The 1,469-nt window shown below is 51.9% G+C and carries 1 protein-coding gene; it reads right to left on the bottom strand.

The window, feature by feature from the left end:
* Nucleotides 1-1,010: MATE family efflux transporter (locus tag Q0256_RS09160; protein ID WP_297962394.1), on the bottom strand; the 1,010-nt coding region annotated here is incomplete at its 3' end.
* Nucleotides 1,011-1,469: the final 459 nt, after the last annotated feature.

Here is a 1,469-nt window from a genome sequence, read left to right as displayed (position 1 = left end):
AGTAGCTCCATGATCTGCTCGCGCGCTAAAAACACGATCGCGACGAAAAGCGCCGTCGCTCCAAGGCCAAAGCGCAGCGCGGTAAAAGTGTGCCGGTACGCCTCCTGCGGCTTAGCGGCGCCTACGAGGCGACCTACGATCACTTCGTTTGCCATACTGATCGCGCTTCCGCCGAAGAAGATGAATGATGAAATTTGAAAATAGATCGTCTGCACGGTAAGGCTCGCCTCGCCCATACTCGCGACGAAGGCGAAAGCGACTAGATATTGCACGATCCACAGCATGTTTTCGCCCGCGCTCGGAAGCCCTACGGATAAAATTTTACGCAGCGTGGCGAGCTTGATCTTTAAAAACATCGTTAGGTAAAATTTTATCTTTAGCACCTTCGTGATGATGAGGAAGAATAAAAATACGCCGATCATGCGCCCTGCGATCGTGCTCACGCCGATGCCTTCAAGCCCGTAGTACGGCAGTCCGAACGGCCTAAAGAGCACGACGTAGTTGCCAGCGAGCGTTACTAAATTCATTGCCACGGAGACTGCGATGATGAAATTTGCGTATCCGTAAACGCGCACGATGGCGCTAAGCACGATCGCGACGGCGTCTATCGCAAAGACGATGCTGATGACTTTAAGATAGATCGTGCTTTCGCTCAAAAGCTCGGCGGGCACCTGCAGCGCGTGCAGCAAAAACGGCGCGCAGCTAAAGACGAAAACGCCGCTACAAAGTCCCACGAGCGCGTTAAATGCGATGCTCGTGTGGATCGCGCGCATGGCTAGGACTTTGTTTTTCGCCCCCAGCGCCTGCGCTACGAGTACCGAGCAGCCCACGGCCAGGAAGCCAAAAACGGTGATGAAGAGCAAAAATATCTCGTTGCCCGCCCCCAGCGCGCCTACTAGCGAGACGTCCACGCGTGAGATCATGTAGGTGTTGATAAACGTGGTCACTAGGCGCAAAAACATATCGATGTAGATTGCGAGCGAGAGCCTTAGTAGCGAGATTTCTTTCATATTTTGCCTTTATTTGCGGGAAATTGTAGCCGAAAATTCTTTTAGGTTTGCTTTTGCGCAGGGGGCGAGCGGAGTTTCTTTAGCGCGCCGCGCGACATGCGTAAAATTAGAATTTACGGCGCCGTGCGCAAATATGCGGCGATTTATCGCGGAGGAGCGAGAGCATACGTAGCCGCATATCTCGCGCAGCGATCTGTAGTAAAGGGGTAAAAAGACGGCGCAGAATTCCACGCGATTTAAAATTTAAAAGTCGCGTGAAATTTTATTAAATTTATGCCGGTTGGAGTAAATTTCACTTTCCGCTAGATCGAATTTCGCTTCCTCATATGAACCGTGAAGTGCTCCGACGCGTCCTTAAAGCCGCACTTTTGTAGGAATTCTCCGGCGCCCTCAGCCTTGTGCAGAGGGGTCACGACAAAGGTGGTGGTGTGCGCAAAGCGCTTATTAAAGGCATTCACA

The organism is uncultured Campylobacter sp., assembly GCF_937949835.1.
In the GTDB taxonomy this organism is placed as follows: Bacteria; Campylobacterota; Campylobacteria; order Campylobacterales; family Campylobacteraceae; genus Campylobacter_B.
This window is presented reverse-complemented; position numbering and strand designations above follow the sequence as displayed.